This window comes from Modicisalibacter sp. (assembly GCF_055145905.1).
In genome coordinates, this window is the sequence record NZ_JBSREH010000016.1 from 161563 (window position 1) to 184815 (window position 23253).

Annotated in this window: 28 protein-coding genes and 1 tRNA gene; 9 read left to right on the forward strand and 20 right to left on the reverse strand. The window is 65.5% G+C overall.

What is annotated here, in order from left to right; translation table 11 throughout:
* Positions 1-61: 61 nt before the first annotated feature.
* The 3 genes from ACTCB7_RS06305 to ACTCB7_RS06315 form a co-directional block, all read right to left on the reverse strand.
* Positions 62-904, reverse strand: a complete 843-nt coding sequence (locus ACTCB7_RS06305) for an ABC transporter permease (protein ID WP_463005984.1) — start codon at positions 902-904, stop codon at positions 62-64.
* Positions 904-2106, reverse strand: coding sequence for a quaternary amine ABC transporter ATP-binding protein (locus ACTCB7_RS06310; protein WP_163648620.1), 1203 nt, complete (start codon positions 2104-2106; stop codon positions 904-906). Before ACTCB7_RS06310 ends, ACTCB7_RS06305 begins: the two co-directional genes overlap by 1 nt.
* Positions 2107-2328: 222 nt before the next feature.
* Positions 2329-5076 (reverse strand): bifunctional acetate--CoA ligase family protein/GNAT family N-acetyltransferase, encoded by a 2748-nt coding sequence (locus ACTCB7_RS06315; RefSeq protein ID WP_463005985.1) that lies wholly within the window; start codon positions 5074-5076, stop codon positions 2329-2331.
* 106 nt (positions 5077-5182) lie between these two features.
* Between ACTCB7_RS06315 and ACTCB7_RS06320 the strand changes: the two genes are divergently transcribed.
* The gene (locus ACTCB7_RS06320) at positions 5183-6121 is read left to right on the forward strand and encodes a histone deacetylase family protein (RefSeq protein WP_463005986.1); all 939 of its coding nucleotides are present in this window, start codon (positions 5183-5185) and stop codon (positions 6119-6121) included.
* Between the two features lie 138 nt (positions 6122-6259).
* Positions 6260-6889, forward strand: a complete 630-nt coding sequence (locus tag ACTCB7_RS06325; RefSeq protein WP_224414906.1) for a helix-turn-helix domain-containing protein — start codon at positions 6260-6262, stop codon at positions 6887-6889.
* 25 nt (positions 6890-6914) lie between these two features.
* On the opposite strand, the gene ACTCB7_RS06330 is transcribed toward ACTCB7_RS06325, so the two are convergent.
* From ACTCB7_RS06330 to ACTCB7_RS06370, 9 genes are all read right to left on the reverse strand, one after another.
* Positions 6915-7463: an acyl carrier protein phosphodiesterase gene (locus tag ACTCB7_RS06330; protein ID WP_463005987.1), complete on the reverse strand. Its 549-nt coding sequence runs from the start codon at positions 7461-7463 to the stop codon at positions 6915-6917.
* A gap of 4 nt (positions 7464-7467) precedes the next feature.
* Complete coding sequence (locus ACTCB7_RS06335) at positions 7468-7821, reverse strand: TusE/DsrC/DsvC family sulfur relay protein (protein ID WP_463005988.1); 354 nt, start codon at positions 7819-7821, stop codon at positions 7468-7470.
* A complete protein-coding gene (tusB, locus tag ACTCB7_RS06340) occupies positions 7821-8111 on the reverse strand; it encodes a sulfurtransferase complex subunit TusB (RefSeq protein ID WP_463005989.1) in 291 nt (96 codons plus the stop codon). The genes ACTCB7_RS06335 and tusB overlap by 1 nt, the downstream gene beginning before the upstream one ends.
* Before the next feature lie 21 nt (positions 8112-8132).
* The gene (locus ACTCB7_RS06345) at positions 8133-8507 is read right to left on the reverse strand and encodes a DsrE family protein (protein ID WP_463005990.1); all 375 of its coding nucleotides are present in this window, start codon (positions 8505-8507) and stop codon (positions 8133-8135) included.
* A gap of 9 nt (positions 8508-8516) precedes the next feature.
* On the reverse strand, positions 8517-8909 hold the full coding sequence (tusD, locus tag ACTCB7_RS06350; RefSeq protein ID WP_463006023.1) for a sulfurtransferase complex subunit TusD: 393 nt from the start codon (positions 8907-8909) through the stop codon (positions 8517-8519).
* A gap of 99 nt (positions 8910-9008) precedes the next feature.
* Complete coding sequence (locus ACTCB7_RS06355; RefSeq protein ID WP_463005991.1) at positions 9009-9677, reverse strand: Bax inhibitor-1/YccA family protein; 669 nt, start codon at positions 9675-9677, stop codon at positions 9009-9011.
* Between the two features lie 156 nt (positions 9678-9833).
* Positions 9834-10109 carry a hypothetical protein gene (locus ACTCB7_RS06360; RefSeq protein ID WP_463005992.1) on the reverse strand — a complete coding sequence of 92 codons (276 nt, stop codon included), beginning with the start codon at positions 10107-10109 and terminating at the stop codon, positions 9834-9836.
* A gap of 51 nt (positions 10110-10160) precedes the next feature.
* Positions 10161-10418 (reverse strand): hypothetical protein, encoded by a 258-nt coding sequence (locus ACTCB7_RS06365; RefSeq protein WP_463005993.1) that lies wholly within the window; start codon positions 10416-10418, stop codon positions 10161-10163.
* 26 nt (positions 10419-10444) lie between these two features.
* A complete protein-coding gene (locus tag ACTCB7_RS06370) occupies positions 10445-10705 on the reverse strand; it encodes a CsbD family protein (RefSeq protein ID WP_463005994.1) in 261 nt (86 codons plus the stop codon).
* A 150-nt stretch (positions 10706-10855) separates the two neighbouring features.
* Here ACTCB7_RS06370 and ACTCB7_RS06375 point away from each other — a divergent pair.
* The 3 genes from ACTCB7_RS06375 to ACTCB7_RS06385 all read left to right on the forward strand — a co-directional run bounded on the left by ACTCB7_RS06375 (position 10856) and on the right by ACTCB7_RS06385 (position 11530).
* Positions 10856-10945: transfer RNA gene (locus ACTCB7_RS06375), tRNA-Ser, on the forward strand.
* A 125-nt stretch (positions 10946-11070) separates the two neighbouring features.
* Positions 11071-11394: a hypothetical protein gene (locus tag ACTCB7_RS06380; RefSeq protein WP_463005995.1), complete on the forward strand. Its 324-nt coding sequence runs from the start codon at positions 11071-11073 to the stop codon at positions 11392-11394.
* On the forward strand, positions 11387-11530 hold the full coding sequence (locus tag ACTCB7_RS06385) for a hypothetical protein (RefSeq protein WP_463005996.1): 144 nt from the start codon (positions 11387-11389) through the stop codon (positions 11528-11530). Before ACTCB7_RS06380 ends, ACTCB7_RS06385 begins: the two co-directional genes overlap by 8 nt.
* Positions 11531-11640: 110 nt before the next feature.
* On the opposite strand, the gene hrpB is transcribed toward ACTCB7_RS06385, so the two are convergent.
* Positions 11641-14085 carry an ATP-dependent helicase HrpB gene (hrpB, locus tag ACTCB7_RS06390; protein WP_463005997.1) on the reverse strand — a complete coding sequence of 815 codons (2445 nt, stop codon included), beginning with the start codon at positions 14083-14085 and terminating at the stop codon, positions 11641-11643.
* A gap of 139 nt (positions 14086-14224) precedes the next feature.
* Here hrpB and ACTCB7_RS06395 point away from each other — a divergent pair, with 139 nt between their 5' ends.
* Complete coding sequence (locus tag ACTCB7_RS06395) at positions 14225-14494, forward strand: hypothetical protein (RefSeq protein ID WP_463005998.1); 270 nt, start codon at positions 14225-14227, stop codon at positions 14492-14494.
* Between the two features lie 83 nt (positions 14495-14577).
* Entirely contained in the window at positions 14578-14787 is a 210-nt protein-coding gene (locus ACTCB7_RS06400) for a hypothetical protein (protein ID WP_463005999.1), read from the forward strand.
* Positions 14788-14805: 18 nt separating this feature from the next.
* Here the strand turns inward: ACTCB7_RS06400 and ACTCB7_RS06405 are convergent, their stop codons facing one another.
* Positions 14806-16512, reverse strand: coding sequence for a potassium/proton antiporter (locus tag ACTCB7_RS06405; RefSeq protein WP_463006000.1), 1707 nt, complete (start codon positions 16510-16512; stop codon positions 14806-14808).
* Positions 16513-16662: 150 nt separating this feature from the next.
* Here ACTCB7_RS06405 and ACTCB7_RS06410 point away from each other — a divergent pair, with 150 nt between their 5' ends.
* Positions 16663-17811 carry an ABC transporter substrate-binding protein gene (locus ACTCB7_RS06410; protein ID WP_463006001.1) on the forward strand — a complete coding sequence of 383 codons (1149 nt, stop codon included), beginning with the start codon at positions 16663-16665 and terminating at the stop codon, positions 17809-17811.
* A gap of 54 nt (positions 17812-17865) precedes the next feature.
* Here ACTCB7_RS06410 and ACTCB7_RS06415 read toward each other — a convergent pair whose 3' ends face one another.
* The 6 genes from ACTCB7_RS06415 to ACTCB7_RS06440 all read right to left on the reverse strand — a co-directional run bounded on the left by ACTCB7_RS06415 (position 17866) and on the right by ACTCB7_RS06440 (position 22334).
* Complete coding sequence (locus ACTCB7_RS06415) at positions 17866-18648, reverse strand: alpha/beta fold hydrolase (RefSeq protein ID WP_463006002.1); 783 nt, start codon at positions 18646-18648, stop codon at positions 17866-17868.
* Between the two features lie 63 nt (positions 18649-18711).
* Positions 18712-19377: a 7-cyano-7-deazaguanine/7-aminomethyl-7-deazaguanine transporter gene (locus tag ACTCB7_RS06420; protein WP_463006003.1), complete on the reverse strand. Its 666-nt coding sequence runs from the start codon at positions 19375-19377 to the stop codon at positions 18712-18714.
* A gap of 140 nt (positions 19378-19517) precedes the next feature.
* On the reverse strand, positions 19518-20297 hold the full coding sequence (nudC, locus tag ACTCB7_RS06425; RefSeq protein ID WP_463006004.1) for an NAD(+) diphosphatase: 780 nt from the start codon (positions 20295-20297) through the stop codon (positions 19518-19520).
* The gene (dnaQ, locus tag ACTCB7_RS06430) at positions 20294-21049 is read right to left on the reverse strand and encodes a DNA polymerase III subunit epsilon (protein WP_463006005.1); all 756 of its coding nucleotides are present in this window, start codon (positions 21047-21049) and stop codon (positions 20294-20296) included. Before dnaQ ends, nudC begins: the two co-directional genes overlap by 4 nt.
* A 36-nt stretch (positions 21050-21085) precedes the next feature.
* Positions 21086-21547, reverse strand: coding sequence for a ribonuclease HI (rnhA, locus tag ACTCB7_RS06435; protein ID WP_463006006.1), 462 nt, complete (start codon positions 21545-21547; stop codon positions 21086-21088).
* On the reverse strand, positions 21540-22334 hold the full coding sequence (locus ACTCB7_RS06440) for a methyltransferase domain-containing protein (protein WP_463006007.1): 795 nt from the start codon (positions 22332-22334) through the stop codon (positions 21540-21542). Before ACTCB7_RS06440 ends, rnhA begins: the two co-directional genes overlap by 8 nt.
* Positions 22335-22469: 135 nt before the next feature.
* On the opposite strand from ACTCB7_RS06440, the gene gloB reads away from it, so the two are divergent.
* On the forward strand, positions 22470-23237 hold the full coding sequence (gene gloB / locus ACTCB7_RS06445) for a hydroxyacylglutathione hydrolase (protein ID WP_463006008.1): 768 nt from the start codon (positions 22470-22472) through the stop codon (positions 23235-23237).
* Positions 23238-23253 lie beyond the last annotated feature (16 nt).

Sequence of the window (23253 nt, forward strand, 5' to 3'; positions counted from 1 at the left end):
CGGCCCCGGCCGGCGGAGCCGCCTCGTGGCCGATCGGAGGATCGGCCACGAACATGGCGTCTTACTGCGCCTTCTTGGTCTTGCGGAAAGATTGGGTCAGCCGGTCCAGAACCATGGCCAGGATGACCACGGCGATGCCCGCCTCGAAGCCGTCGCCCGGACGCAGGCGCTGGATCGCCTTCCAGACCTCGTTGCCCAGGCCGTCGGCGCCGATCATGGCGGCGATGACCACCATCGACAGGGCCAGCATGATGGTCTGGTTGATGCCGGCCATGATGGTCGGCAGCGACAGTGGCAGCTGAACCTTGACGAGCTTCTGGCTACGGGTCGAGCCGAAGGCGTCGGCGGCCTCGATCAGCTCCTTGGGCACCTGGCGAATCCCCAGCGTGGTGAAGCGGATCGCCGGCGGCATGGAGAAGATCACCGTGGCAAAGATGGCCGACACCGAGCCGATGCCGAAGAACGGGATCGCCGGGATCAGGTAGACGAAGGCCGGCATGGTCTGCATGAAGTCCAGCACCGGCATGATGATGGCGTAGAAGCGGTTGGAAATCGCCGCCAGAATGCCCAGCGGGAGCGCGATGACCACGGCCACCAGGGTGGCGATGACCACCAGCGTCAGCGACTCGATCATCGGGTCCCAGAGCCCCAGATTCCAGATCAGCGCCAGGCCGAGTGCCGAGCCGACGGCCAGGCGAACGCTGGACATTCGCCAGCACAGCAGCGCGATCAGCGCGATCAGCGACCAGGCCGGCATCCACATCAGCGCATCGTTGAGCGAGTTGATGCCGCCCTGCGTGACATGGGAGATGCCGCGTGTCACCGCGGAGAATTGGGTCGTCAGGTAGTCCAGTCCGCCCTCGATCCAGTCGCCGAGCGGAAGACGGGGGATATCGATAGCCATCAGCGTTCTCCAGATTCAGCCAGTTCCGCCAGCACGGCGCCCTTCACCACCACGCCCAGCAGGCGCTGATTCTCGTCGACCACGGCGATGGGGCGGCTCTTTTCATTGAACATCGCGAACAGGTTGTTCAACGGTTCATCGGGGCCGACACGCGGAAAGTCGTCGTGCAGGATCGCCTTGATGGACTGCTCCCCGTCCTTGGCGGCCTGGTCGGCGGCATCCGCGTCCACGAGGCCGAGCAGCTTGCGCTCGCGTGTCGTGACATAGATGGAGTCGAGCCCGTTTTCGCTGAGCTTGCGCAGCACCGTGCGCGGGCCGTCGTCCTCGCGCGCCGTGGCACGGACCGGGCGCATGGCATGCCGCGCGGTCAGAATGCGCGACATGTCGACCCCCTCGATGAAGCGAGCCACGTACTCGTCGGCCGGGTTGGTGAGGATATCCTCGGGCGTGCCGATCTGCACGATCTCGCCATCCTTGAGCAGGATGATGCGGTCGCCGATGTTCAGGGCCTCGTCGAGATCGTGGGTGATGAAGATGGTGGTCTTCTTCATCCGGTGCTGCAGCTCCAGCAGCTCCTGCTGCATGTCCTTGCGGATCAGCGGGTCGAGGGCCGAGAAGGCCTCGTCCATCAGCAGCACGCTGGAATCGTTGGCCAGCGCGCGGGCCAGACCGACGCGCTGCTGCATGCCGCCGGACAGCTGGCTCGGCATGGCGTCTTCCCAGCCATCCAGCCCCACCTGCTTCAGGGCGTCACGGGCCTTCTGGGTACGTTCGGCCTTGTCGACCCCGCGGATCTCCAGGCCGTACTCGGCGTTGTTCTGCACCGTGCGATGCGGAAACAGCGCGAAATTCTGGAAGACCATGGAGAAGTGCCTGCGGCGACACTGCAGCAGCTCCTTCTCGTTGAGCTTGGGGATGTTTTCCCCATCGATGATGATGTCGCCTTCGGTGGGCTCGATCAGCCGGTTGAGACAGCGGATCAGGGTGGACTTGCCGGAGCCCGACAGCCCCATGATCACCAGCAGCTCGCCCTCCTTGACGTCGAAGCTGATGTTGGAAAGGCCCAGGGTCTGGCCGGTCTTCTCGAGGATCTCGGGCCGCTTCAGGCCCTGGTCGCGCAACTCGAGTGCCTTCTTCGGCTGGCTGCCGAAGACCTTGCTCAGGCCGCGTACCTGGATCTTGGTCGTTTGGGATTCGCTCATCGACTTCGCCTGTTTTCGTCGTGACCTGTCTCGTCGCGGGATAGGCGATGGCAATGGATTCTGCATTGCAATCGCTTATCCCTGCTCTCATAACGATTACTTATAATTTACGGCGCATCATACATTCTTATTGAAAGGGCTTCAAATCAGAATAGCTGATGATTGATCAACGGTTCAAAAAAACACTGGCTCAACCATGCGCCTGTGCGACGAGCGAGGTCCTCAGACCCTTGGGTTTTCCAGACGGTGGCGTTGCCAGTCGCTGGTGGGTTCGTTGAGTCGCAGGGCAGCGTCGACCACCTGCTCCTCCATGTTGTAGCGGCAGGTGAAGCCGAGTTGCTTCATCAGGGCGCGCATCGGGCCGTTGTCTATCATGATCTTGCCGATCATTTCCAGGGTGCCGAGCCCCCGGCAGTAGCGGATCATCTTCTCCATCAGCAGCCGCCCCAGCCCGTGGCCGTGCAGGTCGTCGCGGATGATGATCGAGAACTCGGTGCGAATGTTGTCCGGGTCGTTCCAGACCCGGACGACCCCCAGCATCTCCTTGCTGCCGTCATCGCGCTGATGCTCGGCGATGAAGGCCATCTGGCGGTCGTAGTTGATCTGGGCCAGGCGTGACAGGTCGCGCTGGGTCAGGTCGGCCTTGTTGTGGAAGTAGCGATAGCGAATGCTCTCCTCGGAAAGCTGGGCGTGGAAGCTGGTGATCAGGGGGGCATCCTCGCCGCGGATCGGACGGATCTCGACCGGCATGCCGTCGTTGAGGGTGACCCACTCTCGCAGCTCCTCGGGATAAGGCATGATGGCATGGCGCGCCGGCCTGCCGAGGTCCATGGCGAAGTCGACGGCCACCAGGCCATCGCGGTTGAGCAGCAGCGGGTTGAGCTCGAGACCACGCAGTTCCGGCAGGTCGGAGGCCATCTGCGAGAGCTTGACCAGCAGCTGGCAGAGCCGGTCGATATCGCGCTCGGGGTCGCGGGAATGCTCATGGATCAGGCGTGCGGCGTGGGTGCGCTGGATGAGCTCGTCGGCCAGGGTCATGTTCAGTGGCGGCAGCGCGACATGGCGGTCGGCGAGCACGTTGACCTTGTAGCCGCCGATCCCGAACACGATGACCGGACCGAAGGTCGCGTCCCGGGTGATGCCCGCGCAGAGCTGCATGGAGTGCTTGCCGCGCTGCATGCTCTGCAGGCAATACTCGTGGATACGGCTTTCCGGAAACTTCTCGCGAACCTTGTCGCCGAGACGGCGGATGCCGTCGGCCACCTGCTCCGGGCTCTCCAGGTCCTGCAGCAGGCCGGCGGAGAGCTTGTGGGGATGACTGCGATAGCGAAACGGCACGCAGTTGTGGTCGTGTACCACCTTCAGGGCCATGCGGCCGTCCAGCTGGGCCGCGGCTTCGGCCCCCTCCTCGGGGGTTGCGATGTAGCGGCTCGGCGCCGCGGGGATGCCGTAGGCCGCCAGCACCTCCGCGGTCTCCCGATGGGTCAGGCGATCGCGGTTGCCGGCCTTGGCTTCCTCGATCAGGCGATGGCAGCGGGTTCGGATGTCCGGTGTGGTCGTGAACGGCAGGCTCGGCGGTGTTTCCTGCAGCAGCGCCTGCACACGCTGGTAGTCGACCATGTGCATGAAGGCCTTGATGGCCTTCTCGGGCGAAATGTACGTCGGGATCCCCGCCAGGTTGCATTCGTGGCGGGCGCTCAGCGCTTCCTCGAGGCCCATCCAGCTGGTCAGCAGATTGCGCTTGAAGCGCCGGCGATTGGCGACCAGGGCCTGGGCGGTGGTGCGCGACGGGGCCAGTCGCGTGGGGGCATGGACCACCAGCACGGCATCGGTATTGGCGTCGGCGGCGACGATTTCCAGCGCCTCGACGAAGCGCTCGGGGGTCGCATGCCCGCCCAGGTCCACCGGGTTGCGCCCCGGCAGGCTGAGGTCGAACTCTCCGGCGGTGAGCGCCTCGCGTGTTTCCGCCGTGAAATCGGCCAGACGCCCGCCGGCACTGACCAGCTTGTCGATGGCCAGCAGGGCCGGCCCCAGCCCGTTGGCGACGATGGCCAGACGGTCGCCGCGCAGCGGCTTCATCCGGGTCAGCGTCTCGAGAGCGTCGAACAGCGCGTCGGAATCGTCCACCCGGACCACCCCGGCCCGCGACAGGGCGGCATCGATGATCACATCGCGGTTGGCCACGCCCGGTGTCGGCGCGACCGCGGCGAGATCGGACTGCGGCGTGCGGCCGCTCTTGATCGCCAGCACCAGGCGGTTGCGCGACGTGTCGCGCAGCGCGGTCATGAAATGCTGGGCATCGTGGATGCGCTCGAGGTGCAGCAGCATGGCCTGGCAGGGCGAGTACTGATTGATGTAGTCGATCAGGTCGGGGAGCATCACGTCGACGCTGTCGCCGAGCGTCACCAGGTGCGAAAAGCCGATGCCCCGCCCCGCCGCCCAGTCGATCATGGCGTTGCCGAGCATCCCGGACTGGCCCAGGTAGGCCACGCGCCCGCGCTTGATCGGCTGACTGGCATAGCTGGCGTTGAGCCGGCGTCCCGGAACGATCATGCCCATGCACTCCGGGCCCAGCACGCGAATGCCCGAGCGCCGCGCCGCGGCCAGCATGCGTTCGCGAATCGAGCCGCCGTCGCGTCCGGCATCATCCAGGTAGGCGCCGCCCGAGAGCACCATGGCCGCCCTGACGCCGAAGCGGCCCAGCTGCTCGATCAGCTGCGGCACGGTATCGACCGGCGAGCAGATCACCGCCAGGTCGGGCACCTCGGGCAGGTCGGCGACATGCCTGACGCAGGTGCGGCCGTGAACGGACGCATACCCCTTGGGGTTGACCGCCCAGATCGTGCCGGGGAACTGGCTTTCGGTCAGGTTGCCGATCACCAGCCCCCCCATCGAGTGGGTCTTTTCCGATGCACCGATGACCGCGATGGAGCGCGGTTCGAAGAAATACCGCAAGAAGCGCGTGCTCACGAGTGTCTCCCTTGCCCCGAGGTTGTTCCCTGTGTACGACTTATTGACAGTGTCGTGCAAGCCTCGCCGACCATTACCTTGTTATGGCCTTCAGCCGGAGACCCCCATGATCACTGCCTTCATCACGCATTCGCACTGTGATCTGCATCACATGGGGCCGGAACATCCGGAAAGTCCCAAGCGCCTGGAAAGCATTCGTGCCCACATGGCGCTGGCCGGCGTGCTCCAGCAGACCATGCAGTCCGAGGCCCGCCCCGCCACCGACGAACAGATCACGCGCATCCATCCGGCGCGTCATCTGCAGGCCCTGAAACGCTGCGTCCCGGAGCAGGGGCTGATCAACCTCGACAACGACACCTTCATGAACCCCGACAGCCTCGAGGCGGCCCGGTTCGCTGCCGGCGCGGCCATCACCGGGGTCGATCGGGTGATGCGCCACCAGGCCGACAACGTCTTCTGCGCCGTGCGCCCGCCGGGCCACCATGCCGAGATCAGCGAGGCGATGGGCTTCTGCTTCTTCAACAATGTCGCCGTGGCCGCCGCCCACGCCCGGGCGCGCTACGGTATCCGCCGGGTGGCCATCATCGATTTCGACGTCCACCAATGTAACGGCACGATCGACATCTTCGGCGGTGATCCCGACACCCTTGTGTGCACCAGCTATCAGTATCCCTTCTATCCCTGGCGGTACCTGCGTGCCAGTTTCGACAACGTCATTGACACGCCGCTCGAGCCCGGGTGCGATGGTCCGGCGTTCCGGCGGCTGGTGGAACGCGACTGGCTGCCCGCCTTGCAGGCCCATCGCCCCGAGCTGATTCTCGTCTCGGCCGGCTTCGACGCGCATCGCGACGATCCCCTGGCGGACATCTGCCTGGACGATGTCGATTACCACTGGATCACCACGCTGATCATGGATGTCGCTCGTGTCCACGCGCAGAACCGCCTCGTCTCGGTGCTCGAGGGCGGTTACTCGCTCGAGGCGCTGGGTCGCAGCGCCACATCGCATGTCCGTGCCCTGCTGGGCCAGCCTTTCACGCAGGGGTGAATTGGCGTTTCCCGAAATCGGGAAACGCCGAGGCGCCATGGTCGTTCGTGGTCATGCCAATAGCGGGATTCGGCAGCGAATGGGTGCCGGGCTGTGGTAGCATCGAGGAAACTAAGTTTCCTATCGTGAACAGCCACCATGTCAAACACCGATCAGGATGCCGCACTGCGCATCGCTTCCGGGCGCAAGCCCTTCGTCGAACCCCTGCAGCTGGGCGAGCGGCTCAAGGAGATTCGTCTGGCCAATCAATGGACGCTGGAGGATGTCAGCCAGCGAACCGGGCTGGCACGCTCGACCCTCTCGAAGATCGAGAACCACCAGATCTCTCCGACCTTCACGGCCGTGCAGAAGATGATTCGCGGTCTGGACATCGACCTGCCGCAGCTGCTCAGCGCGCCCCGGGCCCAGACCCGCACCATGGGGCGCCGGGACCTGACGCGCGGCGGCGACGGGCAGCGTCACCCCACCCCCACCTACGAGCACGAGCTGCTCTCCCATCAGCTGGCGCAGAAGCGCATGATTCCCTTCAAGACCATCGTCCGGGCCCGCGACTTCGCGGCGTTCAGCGAGTGGGTCCGTCACGACGGCGAGGAATTCCTGATCGTGCTCGATGGCAGCATCATGCTCTACACCGAGTTCTATGAACCCGTGCGCCTCGACCAGGGTGACAGCATCTATTTCGACAGCGACATGGGGCATGCTCTCGTTTCGTTGAGCGAACAGGATGCCACGGTGCTCTCGGTCTGCACGCGAGCCGACGGCACCTGACCCACCGGCTGTCGCGCTTGTCGCTTCAGACGGCGAGCGTTTGTGTCAGCGCCGGCCAGAGTTCGGCGAAATCGCGCTCGAGCCGCGCGTAATCGGCCTCGATCCACTCCGCCAGCTCGACCATCCGGTTCGGCCCGCGGAGACGGTTGCCGATTCCCTGCAGGGCCCGACAGGTGAAGTGAAGATCGGCGTAACGCGACAGCCAGTCCTCGGCGATCATGACGGGCACCATGCCCGCCAGTCTGTCCGGTGCGGGGCGTTGCTCCAGCACCCGATAGCAACGTTCGATCAGCGCCGGGTCGGCGATATCACGAGCCAGAAAGTGATCCCAGACCATGTCGAGCGCAATGCCGGCATAGCGTCGCCCGTCACGCGGTGCACGAGCCCGCGCTTGGTGCACCACCGGATGCTGGTCGACGCCGGCGTCGACCCGACGGTGATGGCGGATGCCTGCGGCGACGGGGGTATCCCAGGCCTGCAGATCGCTTCCCTTGACGCCGTCGGCGATCAGGTTGCCATAGAGGAAGTCGTCCGAACCGCCCCGGGCCAGCCAGCCATGCGCCAGGAAATTCATGATCCTAGAGGCAGTTGGTGGGCTTGGGCAATCCGGCGAGCCGAGCCGCCACCTTGGCGGGGCTTTCCGGGAACAGCCGCATCAGATGCAGTGAGCGGCCCTTTTCCGGCCCGAGCTGCTGTCCAGCCGCCTTGACCAGCGGACGCATGGCCGGGGCCATCTCGTAGCGTCGATAGAACTCGCGCAGCAGGTCGAGAATCTCCCAGTGCTCGGCGGTGAGCGTGCGGCCTTCCTCGGCAGCCAGGGCTTCGGCGACGGCAGGCGTCCAGTCGTCCAGGTCAACCAGATAGCCTTCGGGGTCGAGCGCCACGGTGCGGCCCCCGACGTCAAGGTGGCGGGCGATGCTTGTGGTTGCCATCAGTACCAGCTCACGGTGCGTTGGGTTTCGGCGGTCAGGGCCACGAAGCCGGCCATGTCCACGGGAATGATCCAGTCGGCATGGCGCTCGGCCAGGCCGCGGGCCGACAGATCGTCCTGCAGCGCGTAACAGCGCCCTTTCAGCGTTTTGAAACAGTCAGCCTGGGGCGACACGGCCCCATAGACACCCGATTCGATGAGCAGCAGGCGGTCGTCGGGGCCCATGGCGCGCAGCACGTCTTCGGGCAGACGGCTGCCGGCCGGGGAGCGGTTGAGTAGGTGCAGTAGCATGGCGCTTTCCCGTGCCCGGAGTCAGAAATTGAAGACGGGGGCAGCCGACGCGATCACGGCAGGTAGCTGCTCGGCGGTCACGGGCGTCGCCGACCATTGCAGTTCCGCCGTGGACAGCCCACGCTCGGCCAGCGAGATCGCGTCGACACGCAGATCCTCGATATCGTACATGGCGAGCATGTCGAGGGTGGGATGCGTCCCCTTCTGCCCCAACGGCCCCGCCGTCTGCCCCGGGCGCAGCGCCTCGACGCCGTCCCCCATGAACAGAAGTGTAACCGTGCGGCCGAAGGCGGCGGCGACCAGGGCCACGTCCAGCCCTTCACGCAACCAGCTGCCGTCATGCGGTGCATGACGCAGAATCACCAGCAGTGGCCTGTCAGCGGTGTCGTCGCTCATGTGGGCTCCTCAGGGGGCGAAGGTCACCATACGATCGTGGGTGATACCCGCCTCGACCAGCTGGCCGATCCCGGCGAGAACGAAGGGCGGCTCGACCGAAAAGGCGGGCTTGCCGTAGCGTTGTGCCTCGCGTTCATCGAGCAGGCCCCGGCGCAGCGCAGCGGCCACACAGACCAGCAGCTCCGTCCCCTGTTCGTTCGCCAGGCGCACCCAGGCATCGACCAGGTGGGGCTCGTCCTGGGGCGGCGCCGCCAGGCGCGACGTATTGTAGACCCCATCGTGATAGAAGAACACGGTATCCAGACGGTGGCCCTGCGTGATCAGTGCCTCGCCGAAGCGAAGGGCGGAATGGGTGGCCGCCTGACTGTAGGGGGCGCCCAGCACGACCAGTGCATAACGCAGCTTGCCTTGTTCGCTCGCCACTCTCGTTCTCCTGCCTTCCTTCAATGCAATGGCCCCGCCGACAAGGGCGGGGCCGAACTTGACGCGCTCCGGGAAGCGTCAGTCGTCGCTCATCACCCCCAGCAGGGACAGCAGGCTGAGGAAGAGATTATAGATAGAGACATAGAGCGTCACCGTGGCGAGGATGTAGTTGGTCTCGCCGGCACGGTGCACGATCTCGCTGGTCTGGTAGAGAATGACCGCCGAGGAGAACAACACGAAGCCAGCGGAGACGGCCAGGGCCAGCGCACCGATGTTGAAGAGCATCGCCACGACCATCGCGATGACCAGCACGATCGCGCCGGCCATCAGGAAGTTGCCGAGGAAGCTGAAGTCCTTGCGGGTCACCAGCGCCACGGCGGACAGGCCGATGAAGGTGGCACCGGTCATGGCCAGCGCTGTCATCACCAGCTGGGCGCCGTTGGGGATCGAGAGATAGAGGTTCAGGATCGGCCCGAGCGTGAAGCCCATGAAGCCGGTGAAAGCAAAGATGGATAGCAGCCCGGCAGCCGAGTTCGCGGTCTTGTGCACCAGGAACATCAGACCGTAGGCGCCCAGGAAGAAGATCAGGATGTTCATCTGGCCCATGCCCAGTGCCATGGCGCCGGCGGCCGTCACCGCCGAGAACAGCAGGGTCATTGCCAGCAGCAGGTAAGTGTTGCGCAGTGTCTTGTTGGTCGCCAGTACCGACTGACTGCGGTCTGTCGCATGCGAGGAGGGATAGGCCATGGGGTCGGCTCCTGTCGTTTTATAACGGCAATAATTGGACCTAGCATGCCCACTCGCGGTTCCCTGCGCAAGCCTGGCTCGGCCCCGGAACGGCGCAGCGTCAGGGGGATCCCGACACACACGGCGCGTGCCGGGATAACGATCGCCCACGGCGATTCAGGGTGCCTTGTCGCCCGCCAGATTGAGCTTCAGGGCGATGCCGGCATCGGGGGAAACATTGTTGACCTGCAGTGCGTGCTCGGTCATTTCCGCCTCCAGACGCTCGAAGGCCTCCGGATCATCACGCTGCATGGCAAGCAGCTGATTCTCGGAAAGGTTCCGGGAGCCGATGAAGTCCCTGCCGGTCTTGCGCAGGGCCGTACCGGTCTCGCCGGCAGCGGTTTCATGAAAGCTGCTACCGGGCTCGCCGGCATTCTGTAGCGTAATTTCCATGGCGGTCTCCTTGTGCCGGGTCATGGCGTGTCGATAACGCCAGAAACAGCGTCACTCCGCCCTGGTGACGAGCGCTGCATAATGTGCGGGAACATCGCCGATCTCGGGTTGAAAGCCCGGTTCGGTCACGGTCAGGCGTGTATCGCTCTGGTCGGAACGCCGGTGAATCAGTACATCGCCCGAGGCAATCTCGTGAATGGCCTCGACAATGACCCGATCGGCTTCAACGGTTCCGTGCAAGGGCCCCAGGCGCTCGCCGGAGCCCTTCTCGATGAACAGCGTGTCGTTGTACGGGGTTTCAGTGGGCATGGCCTTCTCCTTGGCAGCGCAACGCATCAAAGCGTGTCGTAGAGCGCATCGACTTCCTTCTTGGCTTGCTCGCGTTCCAGTCCGTGGCGCTCCTGCAGCTTGCCGACCAGCTTGTCATACTCACCGTCGACCACATCGAGGTCGTCATCGCTGAGCTTGCCCCAGCGGCGTTTGACCTCGCCCTTCACCTGATTCCAGTTACCTTTGACCTGATCACGGTTCATGATCGTCTCCTTGTCGAGGATGTCCTTCGGTTGCAGGCAGCCGTCCCGGCCACCCAGTTTCAACGTAGCAGTCCTGTCGGTGCTGCGCCTACCCCGTGATAAAAAACCATCTCGATATTGCCTCTCGTTGCTGGGAATCGAAATCGGGGCGACGTAAATCACCGAAGGAGTTGACGCCAAAAGAAAAAGTGGTAATATACAGCGCCGTGAGCCGGAGGGATGGCAGAGCGGTTGAATGCACCGGTCTTGAAAACCGGCGAAGGTTAACGCCTTCCCAGGGTTCGAATCCCTGTCCCTCCGCCACTTCGAACATGACGCCCCGAGATTTCAGTCACTTACTGGTCTCGGGGCGTTTTCGTTTCGGGCTGCCCCACCACCCTGTTACACTCCAATCCCTACACAAGCCCCACAACTTTACTGAGCCGGTCATGCAGAAACCCGGGCGCATGCGCAGGCGGCTTAAGCGGCTGATCCTTCGCGAGCAGGCCAAGCGGGCCAATCCCTCGCCTTACCGCAAGGCAGGAACGCACGCCACCCGGCAGCAGTTCCTGGAGGCCACGCGAAACGTGGGTGTCATTGTCGTGGCCACCTGTTTTACCGCCGGCTGGGTCATCACCAACCCGAGCGTCAACACGGATGGCGTCGGCTGGGGCGTGCTCATGGGGCTCGTGTTGATATTCATCGGCGCGTTCGGCTATGGTTACGTGGAACGCGACAAGGCCTCCGACGAGCGAGGTGATGCTCATGAATGAATGGGTACTGGCAGGTCTGCTGATGACGTTGGGCGTCGTTTCCTGCCTCATGGTCTGGAGCCAGAACCGTGAGCGGCACGGGAAACGCTCCATTGCCGACAGCCTGCTCAACTGGATCGCCAGGCACGTTGCCTGATATCGACACACGCCTCCATGCCAAAAGGGCTGCCATCGGCAGCCCTTTTTGTTGTTCCTGTTCCTGTTGCCTGCCCCGCCGTGGCACGGTGCTCCTCGACTTTCGACCAATCACAGACGCCGCTTGGTCCGCGCCGTGGGTATGGCGGTAGCCGGATCGTCGGGCCAGGGGTGCTTGGGATAGCGCCCGCGCATGTCCTTGCGCACCTCGAAGTAGCCTTGCGCCCAGAAGCTGCCCAGATCACGAGTGACCTGCAACGGGCGCCCTGCCGGCGAGAGCAGGTGCAGCAGCACCGGCACACGCCCGCCAGCCAGCCGCGGCGTTTCCGCCAGGCCGAACAGTTCCTGCAGCTTGACTGCCAGTACCGGTTCATCGCCGGTATAGTCGAGTCGCACGCGCGAGCCGCTGGGCACGCGGAGATGGGTCGGCGCGAGGCCATCCAGGGCCTGCTGCTTGGACCAGTCGAGCCGGTCGTGCAGGATCCGCGCGAACGGCAACGCATCGAGCCGGTCGAGTCGGCGTATTCCATTGAGATAAGGGGTCAGCCAGGCTTCCAGGGTGGCCAGCAGCGCCGCCTGTGACCAGTCTGGCCAGTCGTCGCCGAGCTCGCGACGCAGCAGGGCCACCCGGGCACACAGCTGCAGCGCCTCGCCATTCAGTGCCAGGCGCCCTCGCCGCCGGACCGCCCCCAGCAGGGCCTCCTGCACGGCGCTTTCGGGCAGTTCACGCAACAAGGGGCGCCGAGCCAGAATCAGCTCGCCCAGCGCCCTGACCTCCTCGCCCACCACGCGCTCCTCGGCATCGTCCCACGTCAGGCGAGGCCGATAGACACGAGCCTCGGGAAAAAGCGCGGTGATTGACTCCTTGTCGATCTCGGCCGCGCGGAAGATCCGCGCGCCCTGGGCCTGACCGTCGAGTTCCACCGCGACCAGCGCCTCGGCATGGGCCAGCGGATGGCGCTCATCGAGCCAGGCCTGATTGCCCGCTGCCAGCTTGAAGCGCCCGGGGGCCTGGCGTAGCGCCACCCGCTCCGGGTACGCCATGGCCAGCAGCTTCCCCAGCGGGGCCAGGGTGTCCACGGCCAGCCCGCATCTCAGCCGATCGGCCAGACGCCGGGCCTCGCGGTACCAGGACCCGGTCGGATCCTGCGCCTGACGTGCGGGGCGTCGCGCCACCACGGTCGCCAGATCGGGGTCGTCATTCGCCACACCGCGCCCCTCGAGCAATGCTGCCAGCCAGCAGGCCAACGGCCGGGCCCCGAGCTGTCCGGCGCGTTCGAGCATCACGGCCAGCCGCGGATGCGTCGGATGGCAGGCACAGGCACGCCCGAGCGCGGTCAGGTGGCGATGCTCATCCAGCGCGCCCAGGCGCTGCAGCAGGGCCTGCCCCGCCGCCAGCGCGGCGACCGGCGGCGGTGTTACCCAGGTGAGCTGGTCGGCGTCATCGATCCCCCAGCGGGCCAGCTCGAAGGCCAGTGGTGCCAGGTCCGCCTGCTGGATCTCGGGCTCGCCATGGGCCGGCAGCGGCTGTTCCCGTGCCCAGAGCCGGTAGCAGGCGCCGGGCCCCTGCCGCCCGGCTCGCCCGCGGCGCTGATCGGCACTGGCCTGATTGACACGGCGTGTGGCCAGACGCGTCAGACCGTGACGAGCCTGGAAGACCGGCACACGCTCGAAACCGCTGTCGATGACGGTGTGCACACCCTCCACTGTGACACTGGATTCGGCGATCGCTGTGGCCAGAACGATGCGTCGCCGACCCTCGGGATCACGGGCGATCGCCTGCTGCTGGGTATCGATCGACAGCCGCCCGTGCAGTTCGCGTACCACCATGCCGTCGGGAAGCGGCGCGAGCTCGCGGGCCAGGCGCCGGATCTCGCCGACGCCGGGCAGGATGACCAGCAGGTCCCCCGCTTCGTGGTCGAGTGCTTCATGCACTACCCGGGCCTGCTGCCGGGCCGGGTCGTCACGGGAGTCGAGTGGGCGATAATGCGTCGTCACCGGAAAGTGGCGCCCGGCGCACTCGATGAGCGCCGCGTCGGCGAGCACCGCCTGCAAGGCTTGAACATCGAGGGTAGCCGACATGACCAGCAGTCGCAGGTCGTCGCGCAGCCCGGTCTGGGCGTCCAGGGCCAGTGACAGGCCCAGGTCCGTCTCCAGGCTGCGTTCGTGGAACTCATCGAAGATGAGGCCGGCAACCCCCTCGAGCATGGGGTCGTCCTGGAGCAGGCGTGTCAGCACTCCCTGAGTGACGACCTCGAGCCGCGTCGCCTCGCTGGTACGGGTTTCGCCCCGCATGCGATAGCCGACCGTCCGCCCCACCGGCTCGCCGAGCTGCTCGGCCATGTGGCGCGCCGCCAGTCGAGCGGCAACGCGGCGCGGTTCCAGCAGCAACAGCTTGCCGGTACGACACCACTCGGCCTCGAGCAGGGCCAGTGGCACACGCGTGGTCTTGCCGGCCCCGGGTTCGGCGACCAGGATCGCCCGGGTGCGTGCTTGCAGGGCGTGCTGGATGTCTTCGAGGCGAGCCTCGATGGGAAGCTCTTGTGGCACTGTCATTCTCTCGTCGTTTCGTCAGGGTGCGACCATGGTACACATCGGCAGCCGTCGGCGGCGGTTGCGCGGCCTGTGTCACACTTTGTATCGTCGGTGGTTCACCCATGAATAATGCATTCCAGAACGATTTACAGGTGATGGCATGTCCGTGTACGCAGTGAACTACGATCTTCAACGCCCCGATACCTACGACGGGTTCTACGACATTCTCGAATCCGTACCGCACGTCGCCGTCATGGATGGCTTCTGGCTGCTGGAAGCCGAGGGCGATGCCGGAGCCCTGCGCGACCGGCTCAAGCGTCATGTCCATCAGGAGGACGCCGTTTTCGTCATGCATGTCGACGAGGACTGGGCCGGCGCCGGCACGCGCTGCGGCGCCTGGCTGAATGCCGAGGAACGGCGTGCGGGTTGACGCACGTTATGGACGCGTTGCGGGGGGTGGCGCCTATCGTGTCACCTTGGAAGCGCAATTCCTTCATGCAGGTAGGAGGCCCCATGTTGCAGCAAGCCCTGGCCGTCCGCGAACTTCGGCCCTCGCCGGATGACGCCGCCACCCGTTACGAACTCTACGACAGCGATACCGGAACGCCGCTGGGTACCTTTCCCAGTCAGGCCGCGGCGCAGGACGAGGTCGCACGTCTCGAGGCTTCGAACCGGGCCGCGCTCGACCCACCCGGCGGCCGGGAAGACCCCGGCACCGGCTAAGTCGCTCCCGGCGGCGTCTCAATAGAGGCGCAGCCCTACCCGGGTTACCTGGTTACCCTGCATCTCGCTGACCACCCAGTGGATCCCGTGCCAGTCGACATCGTCGCCGATCACGGGATGCCCGCCGACCCGCAGCGACACGAACTCCCCCAGTGTCATCTCCTGCTCTCCCGGGCTGAGCGTCAGCCCATAGGCATCCGCCACATCACGCATCAGCGCATGACCATCCAGGGTGAAGGTGCCGAAGAAGGCCCTTTCCTGCTTGAGTCGAGCGTCGCCATTGAACAATCGGTTGAGGGCCGGCAGATCGGCACTGCGGCCGATCACGCACAGCACGTCGCCCAGACGTAGCCGGGTGCTGCCCTTGGGATGCAGCATGGTGCGCTGACGAAATAGGGCGGAGATCAGGGCGCCGGAGGGAAAACGCAGCAGACGGATGGGCACGTCCTCGAGGGCGTCGTTTTCCACCTGATAGACGAACATCTCATAGTCGTTTTCCGGCAGCACGCCCAAGGGGCCGCGCCGATTGGGGGTGACTTGCGCTGGAATCTGGACCCGGGTCCAGCGAGCCACCAGCGACAGGGTGCCGCCCTGGACCAGCAATGACATGATCACGGCGAAGAAGGCAATGTTGAAGTAGACCGCCGCGTTCTCGACCCCACCGATGACCGGGAAGATCGCCAGTACGATAGGAACCGCACCGCGCAGGCCGACCCAGGCGATGAAGACCACCTCGCGCCACCGGAAGCGGAAGAACGGCTTGATGGCCAGCACCACAGCCAGGGGGCGAGCCAGAAAGATGAGCACGAACGAGAGTGCGGCGCCGGGCAGCGCGTAGGAGAGCATTTCCCGCGGGCTGACCAGCAGGCCCAGCACCAGGAACAGGCCGATCTGGCTCAGCCAGGCGAAGCCGTCATGCACCGGCAGGATGAAATTGAGGTGGCGCCCCGGGCGGTTGCCGATCATCAGCCCGGTCAGGTAGATGGCCAGAAAGCCGCTGCCGCCGAAGGCGCTGGTCAGGCCGAACACACAAAGCCCCAGAGCCAGCGTCAGCAGTGAATACAGGCCGGGGGCCAGGTCCAGCCAGCTCAGCAGGCGGGCGATCAGCCAGCCGGCTCCCACACCGACCACCATCCCCAACCCGAACTGATTGACGAACATGCCCAGCGTATCGAGCGGCCCGCCGATATCGCCGGTCAGCAGTGCGACCAGGGTCAGGGTCAGGAAGATCGCCATGGGGTCGTTGGTGCCCGACTCGATCTCCAGGGTCGCGCCCACCCGCTCGTTGAGATTGACGCCCTGCCCGCCCAGCAGCGAGAACACGGCCGCGGCATCGGTGGAACCGACGATGGCGCCGACCAGCAGGCCTTCCGCCGGGGACAGACCCAGCAGCCACATGGCGAACAGGCCGACGATGCCGCTGGTCAGGAAGACGCCCAGGGTTGCCAGCGACAGCGCCGGCTTGAACCCCACGCGGAACGTCTTGAGCCGGGTGCGCAGGCCACCGTCGAGGAGAATCAGCGCCAGGGCCAGATTGCCGATGAGAAAGGCCAGCGGGTAGTTGTCGAACTCGATGCCCAGCAGGCCGTCCTCGCCGACCAGCATGCCCAGGGCGAGAAAGACCAGCAGCAGCGGTACGCCGAACAGCGATGACAGCCGGCTGGCCAGTATGCTCAGGGCCAGCAGGGACCCGCTGAAGAGAAACAGGGTATTGACGCTATCCATGGCCGATCCTTGCCCAGACAGAGCACTATTATGCCATGGTCGTAGAAACCTGAGCAGGTGCCCCCGTTCTGGTCACTCCCTCGCGGCAAGGATAGACTGGTTCGCCGCCCGCTCGGCGGGCGTCTCATCGCGATCTACAAGGAATCCTTCATGCTGGAGCGACGCCTTTCGACACTCCTGATGAGTGTCTGGCTGGTGATCAGCCCCTCGGTGCCGGCGGCGACCACGGTCGACGCCGAAGCCGCTGCCTCGGCACAACAGGTAGCCGCGGGCGACGCCGCCCCGGTACTGCGCCTTCATGACAACCCCCTGATTCGGCAGCTGGCGGAAGGCGCTGAAGCGGCCTTTCTCGCCGCCCCGGACGAGCCGTACTTCGCCCGCAGCGAGCCGGAGCCGATTACGCCGCCCCCGACGCACACCCTGCGCGTGATGCTGGACTGGTACATCAATCCCTATCACGCACCGCTGATCGTCGCCCGGGAACGCGGGCTCTTCGACCGCGAGGGGCTCGACGTGACGCTGTCGGCACCGGCCGACCCCAGCGTACCGGCCAAGCTGGTCGCCGCCAATCGGGCGGAACTGGCCCTGACATCGCAGCCGACCCTGCATCGTCTGGTGGCCAGGGACATGCCGCTGGTCCGGGTTGCCACGTTGATCCCGCTTCCCTTGAGCGGCTTGCTGGTGCGTGACGACGCCAGGATCGACTCGCTGGCCCAGCTCAAGGGCAAGACGGTCGGCTACGCTACCGAAAGCGTGGCCCAGGTCTATCTTGATGCCCTGCTCGAACAGCAACCCCTGACCCCGGATGACGTTACGCTCAAGCCGCTCGATTTCGCCCTCGGCCGGGCGCTGGCGGAGGGCGACGTGGACGCGATCATCGCGCCCCTGCGCCCCACCGAGCGTGACGGCCTGGCCCAGCAGGGTGTGGCCACCCATGAGTTGACGCCCGAGGAGAGCGGGCTGCCGTTGTACGATGCCCTGATCATCGTCGCCAATCGCGACACGCTCGGGCAGCACCGGCGAGATGTCTCGCACTTCCTGAAGGCGCTTGAGCAGTCCACGCTGTGGATCATCCAGCATCCCGACAAGGCTTGGGATCTGATCCGCAAGGCCGAGCCGGCGCTGGATACCCAGGCCAATGCCGATGCCTGGCCGAACGTGGTGCGCTACTTCGCGTTGCGCCCCGCCCTGCTCCAGCCGGAACGCTATCGGGGCTTTGAGCGTTATCTGAAGGCACGGGGGCTCCATAAGACTATCACCCCGCTGTCGAACCTGGCCGTCGAGCTGGATGTGCCGTGACGGCGCTTGCAGCAGGCCCCCTGGAGCCGGCCGAGAGCCGGCTCCGTCGCGATATCAGTCGCCTTGCGCCAGAAAGGCGTCCACCGCCTCGCGGAACGGCTTGGGTACCTCGGCGTGTACCCAGTGGCCGGCCTCGAGGGTGACAATCTCGGCATTGGGGAGCACTTCACGCACGGCTGGCAAGGAACTATCCGGCACATACGGGGATTGTGAGCCCCGGATCACCAGCGCACGGCCCTCGAAGGGTCCCTCGCCGGCCGGCAAGTCGACGATGGCGTCGTAATCGGCCGCTATCTCGTCGAGGCCCACCCGCCAGCGCATGACCCCTTCTTCCCTGACCAGGTTGGTCGCCAGGAACAGGCGCGTGGCCGAGGTCTCGATTTCTTCGGCCATCAGGGCGTCGGCCTCCTGGCGCGATGCCGGCCGGGCTCGCTCGACGCGGCGCATGGCGGCGAAGATGCTGTCGTGGCCATGCGCGTAGGTGATCGGCGCGATATCGGCCACGATCAGTGATGCGACACGCTGTGGCGCCAGGCGCGCCACACTCATGGCGACCTTGCCGCCCATCGAGTGCCCCAGCAGGTCGCAATCCGTGATTTGCAGCCGGTCCAGCAAGGCGATCACGTCGTCGGCCATGGCGGCGTAGTTCATGCCCGCCACATGCGGCGAACGGCCGTGATTGCGCAGGTCGACGGCCACGACCCGGCGGCGACGCTGCCACTGTTTGGCATGGGAGCGCCAGTTGTCGGCGCTGCCGAACAGGCCGTGCAGGATCACCAGCGGGCGTGTGTCTTCCGGGCCTTCCGCCTGATAATAAAGCTCGACAGTGTCACTCATGGAAGCGTTCCCTTTCCGGTCGCGGGATGATGGACCGCCTCGCATCCACGAGGCGGCGACGATTCAGACGCCCTCGCGTGCAGGCTGCGCACCCCAGGACAGCAGCCGGCGTGTCATGACACCCAGCAGCAGGCCGTACATGGGCAAAAACAGCAGCAGCGAGATGGTCAGCTTGACGGCATAGTCCACCCAGGCGATCTCGACCCAGTGGCTGGCCATGAAGGCGTCGGGACTGTGATGGAAGGCGATGGCAAAGAAGGCGAAGGTATCCGCCAGGTTGCCGAACACCGTCGACACCGCCGGGGCCACCCACCAGCGCGCATTGCGCCGCAGGCGATCGAAGACCTGGATGTCCAGCAACTGCCCGATCACGTAGGCCATGAAGCTCGCCAGGGCGATGCGCGCCACGAAGAGGTTGAAGGTCCCCAGGGCGGCCAGGCTGCGAAATTCTCCCTTCTCGAACAGGACCGACAAGAGATACGAGATCACCAGCGCCGGCAGCATGACGCGGGCGATGATACGCCGGGCCGAGGTCTTGCCGAACAGGCGTACGGTCAGGTCGGTAGCCAGAAAGATGAAGGGGAAACTGAAGGCACCCCAGGTGGTGTGGATCCCGGCAACGGTAAACGGCAGTTGCACCAGATAGTTGCTGGCGGCGATGACCAGGATGTGAAAGGCGGCCAGTGTGGCCAGGCAGCGTCGGTACTGGCCGTGACTCAGCGATAGCATGCGGCGGTTATCCTTTTTGGGTAATGGCGCGAGGGGTGAGGGAACCCTCGGGGCGAGCCTTCCGGCCCGCCGGACTCAGGGGCGCGGATTATACGCGAAATCGTTTTCCGCGTCGCGACCCTGAACGGCCAGGTGCGATCTCAGCGAGCGTGAGCGTCAGCCAGAAAGGCGTCGATCAGTGCACGCGATATCGAGTAGCTTGGTGGCAACTGCGGCAGCCGACGCGGGGTAAACCAGGCCGCATCGGCAATTTCCACGCCATCGATGCGAATGCGCCGGCTGGTGGCTTCGGCGAAGAAGCCCAGCATCAGGGAATGGGGAAACGGCCACGACTGGCTGCGGAAGTAGCGCAGCCGGCCGATGGTGACGCCCACCTCCTCGAACACCTCGCGATGCACGGCATCCTCCGCCGCTTCGCCGGGCTCGATGAAGCCCGCCAGTGTCGAGTAGCGCCCTGGGGGGAAGCGAGGGCTGCGGGCCAGCAGCAGGTCATCGCCATGGGTAACCAGCGTGATGATACACGGCGAGATGCGCGGGTAATTGCGATGCCCGCAGTGATCGCAGTGCATGGCGAATTCGCCGCTGACTCGCCGTGGGGGATGCCCGCAGCGCCCGCAGAAACGGTGATTATGCTGCCAGGCGACGACCTGCAGAGCCGTCGACAGCAGCGCGAAGCGTGACTCGTCCCAGCCCTCCAGCCACTGCCGCGCCTTGGGCCAGTCGCGAGGCTCGGGGTCGGCGATCACGGCGACCGGCTGCTCCTCCCAGAACCCCAGGGGCTGCGCTGCGGCCGGCCAGGAAGCCACTTCGGTGAAGGGTTGATCGTCGGGGCCGGCGGCGATTCCGTTGGCGCCGTCCACCCGGATCAGCAGTCCTCCCGTGCAGGCTTCAGCATCGGCGAGCTCGCGGCGAAACGTCATGGAGACTCCGTGTCGGCCTGTTTCACGCCGTCCCAGACGCACTGGCCGGCCTTGTCGCGAATGGCGGCCATCTTGGCTTCATGGGCCGACCACTCCTGCTCGCTGGGGCGCACCACGGCAAGCGGTGGGCGATCCGTGTTCAGGCGGCGAATACGGGCGGCGCCGGGGCCCGACTCCCCTTCGTGGTCGTTGCCGTCGGCATCGAGCATCAGGGCTGTCTGCCCGCCGGTCATCGCCAGATACACGTCGGCGAGAATCTCGGCGTCCAGCAGGGCTCCGTGCAGTACGCGGTGGCCGTTGTCGATGGCGTAGCGCTTGCAGAGGGCGTCGAGGTTATTGCGCTGGCCGGGATGCTTGTCACGGGCCAGCTTCAGGGTATCCAGAATGCCGCAATGATCGGCGACCGGGCCGAGCTTCGGCTCGCCGCGCCGGGCGTTGAGCATCGAAAACTCGTGGTCGATGAAGCCGACGTCGAACGCGGCGTTATGAATAACCAGCTCGCCGCCCCGGATGAAATCCCAGAAGGCATCCGCAATCTCGGCGAAGACCGGCTCATCGGCGACGCGCTCATTGGTGATGCCGTGTACCTCGATGGCCTCGGCCTCGATCTCCCGCTCGGGGTTGATGTATTGGTGATAGGTCCGGCCGGTCAGCCGCCGGTTGACCATTTCCACGGCACCGATCTCGATGAGACGGTGCCCTTCCCGGGGGTCGATGCCGGTGGTTTCGGTGTCGAGTATGATCTGGCGCATGATGTCTCGCTGACTGCAGGGAAAGTGGCGGAGCTATCAATCCGCGGCCGCCATAGCGGCGTCGATGGCCTCGTTGGCCAGAGCGTCGGCCCGTTCGTTACCCGGATGGCCGCTGTGGCCCTTCACCCAGTGCCATTCGATCTGGTGGCGATGGGTCTCTTCGAGGAGTTCCCGCCAGAGTTCGGCATTCTTGACCGGCTGGCGCGAGGCGGTCTTCCAACCCCGCTTCTGCCAGCCGTGGATCCACTCGGTGATGCCCTTGCGCAGGTATTCCGAGTCGGTATAGAGGGCGACACGACAGGGGCGCTTGAGTTCCCGCAGCGCCATCAACGCCGCTTTCAGCTCCATGCGGTTGTTGGTGGTCACCGCCTCGAAGCCGTTGAGTGTCTTCTCGTGGGGGCCCGATTCCATGAGCGCCCCCCAGCCACCGGGGCCGGGATTGCCACGACAGGCCCCGTCGGTATGAATCGTGACACTGGGTAGCGGGTGGTCAGTCAAGCTCGGCAATCCTCTCGTGTTGGCATTCGTCGCGTTCGTTCGACGTGCGGGCGACGCGGGTGGCGTGCCCGATCAGCCGCCCGCCGGGCACGCTCGCGGGCAGGGGCGGTCGGACGATCTGCACACGGTGTACCCGACGATGCGCCTGGATCATGTAGCTGTCCCCCAGCGGCAGATTGTAACGCCGCCCCAGGGTTTCCAGCCCCGGGTTGCCGGGCTGGCCGCCGGGCAGCCGGAAGGCACAGTAGTCTACCCGTTCGATTTCGAAATCGACAAACGCCAGCCAGTCGCGCAGACGGCCGGGAGACCGCCAGCGTCCCCGCCACGGCAGCCATTCGCGTCGCCCCGGCCAGGGGCGACGCCACCCTTCGATTCCCATCGGCGACCAGCCGAAGAGAATCAGTCGACCGTCATCGGCAACCAGACGGGTGACTTCCTGCAGGAGTCGGTGCGGTTCCGGCACGACTTCCAGCAGATGGTGGACAACCACCAGCGACAGGCTTTCGTCGGGCAGCGGGAAATGATCGGGCAGGCAGACGACATGGCAGTCATCGGCCGCCAGTTCCCGTGTGGGCGCCCAGCTGAGTGCATGGCGAATCGGGCACATGTCGGTCAGGCGGGGCGCCATGCCGACCTGCAGGCTATGCTGGCCGAAGAGGCGCTCGCAGACCGGCCCCAGGCAGGCGCGCTCGGCCTGCCAGTGAGACTGCCCGGCGGGTGTCGACCAGTATCGGCGACCTTCTCGCACCAGTCGGGCCAGCTGAATCGACGGCTCCGAATTTGACACGGCGGCTCGATCCCCCCAAGGTTTATGCCATTTCACGCAGCCAGCATTTGCGGGGCCCCCTGTGGGCGACGACATCCCCGGCATCGATGCCACACGCCGCCGGCTGCCGACAACCGTGCTGAGGATAGATACCCCATGATGAGCGTGACACCGATTCCGGCTTTCTCGGATAACTATATCTGGCTATTGCGCCAGGACGCCACTCCCGACGTTGCAGTCGTCGATCCGGGCGATGCACGCCCGGTCATCGAGGCGCTCGAGCGCGAGTCGCTGGCACTCGATACTATCTTGATTACGCATCATCACCCCGACCATACCGGTGGCGTTGCCGAGCTGGTCAAGCGTTACGGCTGTCGGGTCGTCGGCCCCGCCGGATCGCGCATCGAGGGTATCGACGAGCCGCTGGGCGATGGCGATGCCTGCCGCATTCTCGGCCGGCGCTTCGAAGTACTCACGGTGCCGGGGCATACCCTGGACCACATTGCCTTCTTTGCCTCCGGCACACCGCCGCTGCTTTTCTGTGGCGACACGCTGTTTTCCGCCGGCTGCGGCCGGCTCTTCGAGGGCACGCCCGAACAGATGTTCGATGCCCTGTCGCGTCTGGCGGCCCTGCCGGAAGACACCCTGGTCTTCGCCGCTCACGAGTACACCCTGGCCAACCTGCGCTTCGCCCAGGCTGCGGACCCGGACAACGCGCTGCGTGACCGCTTCCTCGCGGAATGCCAGCAGGCACGCTCCCTCGATCGTCCCACCCTGCCCAGCACGATAGGCCGAGAGCGCCAGATCAACCCGTTTCTGCGCACATCGGAAGCCGGCGTGCGCCGGGCCGCCGCCGCCCAGGGCGAAACCGATTCGCCGCTGGCGACCTTCGCCACCCTTCGCGCCTGGAAGGACCGCTTCTAATTCGTCCCATGGACGC

What these genes read in the sequence shown, in the direction of transcription:
- ACTCB7_RS06345 (WP_463005990.1), bottom strand. Translation starts at nt 8,507, where the DNA reads ATGAGCGACGACACCGCTGACAGGCCACTGCTGGTGATTCTGCGTCAT.
- ACTCB7_RS06335 (WP_463005988.1), bottom strand. Translation starts at nt 7,821, where the DNA reads ATGGCAACCACAAGCATCGCCCGCCACCTTGACGTCGGGGGCCGCACC.
- ACTCB7_RS06320 (WP_463005986.1), top strand. Translation starts at nt 5,183, where the DNA reads ATGATCACTGCCTTCATCACGCATTCGCACTGTGATCTGCATCACATG.
- ACTCB7_RS06395 (WP_463005998.1), top strand. Translation starts at nt 14,225, where the DNA reads ATGTCCGTGTACGCAGTGAACTACGATCTTCAACGCCCCGATACCTAC.
- ACTCB7_RS06360 (WP_463005992.1), bottom strand. Translation starts at nt 10,109, where the DNA reads ATGGAAATTACGCTACAGAATGCCGGCGAGCCCGGTAGCAGCTTTCAT.
- ACTCB7_RS06310 (WP_163648620.1), bottom strand. Translation starts at nt 2,106, where the DNA reads ATGAGCGAATCCCAAACGACCAAGATCCAGGTACGCGGCCTGAGCAAG.
- tusB (WP_463005989.1), bottom strand. Translation starts at nt 8,111, where the DNA reads ATGCTACTGCACCTACTCAACCGCTCCCCGGCCGGCAGCCGTCTGCCC.
- gloB (WP_463006008.1), top strand. Translation starts at nt 22,470, where the DNA reads ATGATGAGCGTGACACCGATTCCGGCTTTCTCGGATAACTATATCTGG.
- ACTCB7_RS06365 (WP_463005993.1), bottom strand. Translation starts at nt 10,418, where the DNA reads ATGCCCACTGAAACCCCGTACAACGACACGCTGTTCATCGAGAAGGGC.
- ACTCB7_RS06420 (WP_463006003.1), bottom strand. Translation starts at nt 19,377, where the DNA reads ATGCTATCGCTGAGTCACGGCCAGTACCGACGCTGCCTGGCCACACTG.
- nudC (WP_463006004.1), bottom strand. Translation starts at nt 20,297, where the DNA reads ATGACGTTTCGCCGCGAGCTCGCCGATGCTGAAGCCTGCACGGGAGGA.
- dnaQ (WP_463006005.1), bottom strand. Translation starts at nt 21,049, where the DNA reads ATGCGCCAGATCATACTCGACACCGAAACCACCGGCATCGACCCCCGG.
- ACTCB7_RS06385 (WP_463005996.1), top strand. Translation starts at nt 11,387, where the DNA reads ATGAATGAATGGGTACTGGCAGGTCTGCTGATGACGTTGGGCGTCGTT.
- ACTCB7_RS06330 (WP_463005987.1), bottom strand. Translation starts at nt 7,463, where the DNA reads ATGAATTTCCTGGCGCATGGCTGGCTGGCCCGGGGCGGTTCGGACGAC.
- hrpB (WP_463005997.1), bottom strand. Translation starts at nt 14,085, where the DNA reads ATGACAGTGCCACAAGAGCTTCCCATCGAGGCTCGCCTCGAAGACATC.
- ACTCB7_RS06400 (WP_463005999.1), top strand. Translation starts at nt 14,578, where the DNA reads ATGTTGCAGCAAGCCCTGGCCGTCCGCGAACTTCGGCCCTCGCCGGAT.
- ACTCB7_RS06355 (WP_463005991.1), bottom strand. Translation starts at nt 9,677, where the DNA reads ATGGCCTATCCCTCCTCGCATGCGACAGACCGCAGTCAGTCGGTACTG.
- ACTCB7_RS06415 (WP_463006002.1), bottom strand. Translation starts at nt 18,648, where the DNA reads ATGAGTGACACTGTCGAGCTTTATTATCAGGCGGAAGGCCCGGAAGAC.
- ACTCB7_RS06325 (WP_224414906.1), top strand. Translation starts at nt 6,260, where the DNA reads ATGTCAAACACCGATCAGGATGCCGCACTGCGCATCGCTTCCGGGCGC.
- ACTCB7_RS06305 (WP_463005984.1), bottom strand. Translation starts at nt 904, where the DNA reads ATGGCTATCGATATCCCCCGTCTTCCGCTCGGCGACTGGATCGAGGGC.
- ACTCB7_RS06405 (WP_463006000.1), bottom strand. Translation starts at nt 16,512, where the DNA reads ATGGATAGCGTCAATACCCTGTTTCTCTTCAGCGGGTCCCTGCTGGCC.
- ACTCB7_RS06380 (WP_463005995.1), top strand. Translation starts at nt 11,071, where the DNA reads ATGCAGAAACCCGGGCGCATGCGCAGGCGGCTTAAGCGGCTGATCCTT.
- ACTCB7_RS06410 (WP_463006001.1), top strand. Translation starts at nt 16,663, where the DNA reads ATGCTGGAGCGACGCCTTTCGACACTCCTGATGAGTGTCTGGCTGGTG.